5 protein-coding genes are annotated in these 3,905 nt (G+C 47.6%); all 5 read right to left on the bottom strand.

The annotated features are described in order from the left end of the window. Positions 1–554, bottom strand: a 554-nt coding sequence (locus KT99_RS19485) for a 3-oxoacyl-ACP reductase family protein (protein ID WP_005503698.1), incomplete at its 3' end; no start/stop codon positions are given. A gap of 9 nt (positions 555–563) precedes the next feature. Continuing rightward, positions 564–1,490 (bottom strand): ACP S-malonyltransferase, encoded by a 927-nt coding sequence (fabD, locus tag KT99_RS19480; protein WP_005503697.1) that lies wholly within the window; start codon positions 1,488–1,490, stop codon positions 564–566. A 72-nt stretch (positions 1,491–1,562) separates the two neighbouring features. Then, positions 1,563–2,522: a beta-ketoacyl-ACP synthase III gene (locus tag KT99_RS19475; protein WP_005503696.1), complete on the bottom strand. Its 960-nt coding sequence runs from the start codon at positions 2,520–2,522 to the stop codon at positions 1,563–1,565. 10 nt (positions 2,523–2,532) lie between these two features. Then, positions 2,533–3,561 (bottom strand): phosphate acyltransferase PlsX, encoded by a 1,029-nt coding sequence (gene plsX, locus KT99_RS19470; RefSeq protein ID WP_005503695.1) that lies wholly within the window; start codon positions 3,559–3,561, stop codon positions 2,533–2,535. Positions 3,562–3,576: 15 nt separating this feature from the next. Next, positions 3,577–3,747, bottom strand: coding sequence for a 50S ribosomal protein L32 (rpmF, locus tag KT99_RS19465; RefSeq protein WP_005503694.1), 171 nt, complete (start codon positions 3,745–3,747; stop codon positions 3,577–3,579). Between the last annotated feature and the right edge of the window lie 158 nt (positions 3,748–3,905).

Below are 3,905 nucleotides of genomic sequence, written 5' to 3'. Positions count from 1 at the left end.
AGGAGCATAGCATTCACTGTTATTTGACGAGATGCAACCTCCTTTGCAAGAGATTTTGTAAATCCAAGTATCCCGGCTTTCGCAGCGCAATAGTTTGTTTGACCTGGATTGCCCATGGAACCTACGACAGAACCGATATTGATGATACGTCCATTACGTTTCTTCATCATGGATCGCATCACAGCTTTAGACATTCTGAATACCGAAGTCAGGTTGGTGTCTATGATGTCTCCCCACTCCTCTTCCTTCATGCGCATCAGCAGGTTGTCACGGGTAATACCGGCATTATTGACCAGAATATTGACATCACCAACTTTATCTTTGATAGCAGAAAATAAATCAGCCACTGAATCTTTATCCGTGACATCGAGCACCAAACCGAAACCATTGTCACCCAGATACTGCTGAATTGCCGCAGCACCACGTTCGCTGGTCGCGGTACCGATAACGGTTGCACCTGCAGATACCAGCGTTTCAGCAACAGCGCGGCCGATACCACGACTCGCGCCAGTCACCAAGGCGACTTTTCCAGATAAATCTATTGTTACGCTCATTACAATCTCCTATTCGGTCAATGCTGCAAGGGATGCCACATCGTTGACCACTTTCGCTGTTAACGACCGATCGATTCGTTTCGCTAACCCGGTTAATACTTTGCCGGGTCCCATTTCAAACAAATGTGTCACTCCTTGCTCCGAGATGGCTTTCACCGTCTCAGACCAAAGTACGGGACAATAGAGCTGACGGACCAAGGCATCCTTGATCTCTGCAGCAGACTCAGGGCTTGCTACATCCACATTATTAATAACGGTTATTTGTGGTGTTTTAAACTCTATGCTCTCAAGCGCGACAGCCAATTTTTCAGCAGCCGGACGCATCAATTCACAATGTGACGGCACACTAACAGGCAGTGCAACCACCATCTTAGCCCCCGCCTCCTTACATAAGGCTGCGGCGCGTTCAACTGCGGCCTTGCTGCCGGCGATGACGACCTGACCCGGACTATTGTAATTGACCGGAGTGACGACTTCACCTTCGGCCCCATCTTCACACGCCTTAGCGATAGCATCATTATCCAGACCGATAATGGCAAACATGGCACCGGTACCCGCTGGCACCGCTTGCAGCATGAGTTGTCCACGAAGTTCGACCAGCTTGATAGCATCGATAAAATCCATCACGCCGGCGCATACCAGGGCCGAATACTCACCTAAACTGTGACCCGCCATGATCTTAGGCAGGGTCTTACCACTGGCTTGATAAACTCGCCAAATAGCCACGCTTGCGGTCAACAGTGCAGGCTGGGTCTTATCCGTTTCATTAAGGGTTTCAACTGGGCCTTGCTGCACCAGATCCCACAGATCATAGCCTAGTACATCACTTGCCTGAGAAAAAGTTTGCGCGATGATATTGTGCTCAACAGCAAGTTCGGCCAACATGCCAATGGCCTGAGAGCCTTGACCAGGGAAAACGAAAGCAGAATTTTCCATAATATTTACCTATGACAACTCATAAAACATCTTGATGTTTAACACAGGCTTTACCCGCCTGCTTAAACAAGATTAAAAACGGACCAGTGCACTGCCCCATGCAAAGCCAGCGCCAAATGCTTCGAGCAAAATAAGCTGGCCGCGCTTAATTCGACCATCACGGACGGCTTCATCCAACGCGATAGGGACGGAGGCTGCTGACGTATTACCATGTTTGGCTAAGGTCAATACCACTTTATCCAAACTCATATCGAGCTTCTTCGCCGTAGCCTTGATGATCCTGAAGTTTGCCTGATGAGGAACCAACCAGTCAATTTCAGACTTATCAAGCTGATTAATCCTTAAGGTTTCCGTCACCACATGGGCAAGCTTATTCACTGCAACCTTGAAAACATCATTGCCTTTCATGGTCATATATCCCATGGCTGCAGAAGATTCACCCGGGCGAGGCGGGAAAGCACATTTAAGTAGATCGCCTTGACGACCATCGGCATAGATATGGGTCGAAATGATACCCGGCTCGTTCGAAGCACCAATCACAACGGCCCCAGCACCATCACCAAATAAAATAACAGTACTGCGGTCATTGGGCTCACACAGGCGTGATAGCACATCCGCGCCTATGACTAAAACATTTTTAGCCGCACCGGATTTAACATATTGATCGGCAATAGAAAGCGCATAAACGAAGCCTGAGCATGCGGCGGCGATATCGAATGCGGGAATAGTATGAACACCCAACATAGCCTGGATTTCGCAGGCCGCTGCGGGAAATGCGTTAGTTGCACTCGTCGTACCACACACGATCATATCGAGTTCAGATGCGTCTAACCCAGCCATTTCCAAGGCTTTAAGTGCAGCTTGATAGCCCATAGTAGACACTGTCTCGTCTGGGGCGGCGATTCTACGCTCTGAAATACCTGTACGTTCAACAATCCACTGATCTGTGGTTTCAACCATCTTTTCCAGATCAGCATTGCTACGCACCTGTTCTGGTAGATAACCACCAGTTCCAAGAATTTTTGTATGCATAAAGGAGATATCAGCTATTAATGTCTAAAAGAATCGACTCTAGACGTTCTTCAATCATCTGAGGGAGTCGACGTTGAGCCTCGGTCACTGCCAGATTAATCGCTTGTAAATAAGCAGATTCATCAGCACTTCCATGACTTTTTACTACAATTCCGCGCAATCCTATCAAACTTGCACCATTGTAGTGGTCGGGGTTCATCTGATTCAGCACAGAATTGATACGAGGCGTGAGAAATTTGGCCATTAATCGAACAAAGAAGCCTTGTTTCAGGCCTTTTTTTAATTGGTCTACCAGTAATCTGGCAATACCTTCTGAAGTTTTTAGGGTGATATTTCCTACGAAACCATCGCAAACAATGACATCGACCTTCCCCGAAAAGAGGTCATTACCTTCGATAAAGCCGACATAATTGAGCTGAGGGCTCTGCTGTAAAAGTTGGCCGGCCTGCTGAACCTGATCATTACCTTTGATCTCTTCGATACCAACATTGAGTAAGGCCACCTTAGGTGAAGGATTCTTATCTACGGCTTCGCATAATACCGAGCCCATTACGGCAAATTGAAACAAGGTTTCCGAGCAGCATGAGACATTGGCGCCAAGATCGAGTAGATAGACTGGGGTCTCATTCACGGCAGGAAGACAACTCACAAGCGCCGGTCTGTCTATCCCAGGTAGTGTTTTTAACAAAATCTTAGATATTGCCATCAGGGCGCCGGTATTTCCCGCACTCAAACAGGCATCAGCCTTGCCATCACGAACCAGTTCTATGGCTAATCGCATCGAACTTTGTTTGCGATTTCTCAGCGCATGAACGGGCCTGTCTGACATGCTCACGACTTGAGTCGTATGCAAGATCTCTATTCGCGATCGGACACTGTGCTCTGCATGGGAAAGATATGGCGTGATTTCGGCTTCATTACCCACGAGGATAATACGAAGAAAGGAAGATAAACGCAGCGCCTGCAGGGATGCAGGCACTGTGATGTGGGGACCATGATCGCCCCCCATCGCATCTAACGCGAGCGTCAGATTAGTCATTTAGTTAGCAACAAATTACTTGTTGATAACCTTCTGACCACGGTAAAAACCATCCGCAGTCACGTTGTGACGTAGGTGTAATTCACCACTCGTTGAGTCAATTGATAATTGAGGAGTGCTCAATGAATCATGTGAACGGCGCATTCCGCGCTTTGAACGAGATTTTTTGTTCTTTTGTACAGCCATTGGACCTGTCTCCTAGGTTACTTGCTCTTCAGTTTTTCTAACACTGCAAACGGATTTGGACGCTCCTCTTGAGAAGGTTCAATCTCGCCTACTACTATATCTTGATCTCCCTGGCCACAACTTTCGCTGACATGCACAGGGATAAAGGCATAGCGACT

Source organism: Shewanella benthica KT99, from assembly GCF_000172075.1.
In the GTDB taxonomy this organism is placed as follows: Bacteria; Pseudomonadota; Gammaproteobacteria; order Enterobacterales; family Shewanellaceae; genus Shewanella; species Shewanella benthica_A.
This window is presented reverse-complemented; position numbering and strand designations above follow the sequence as displayed.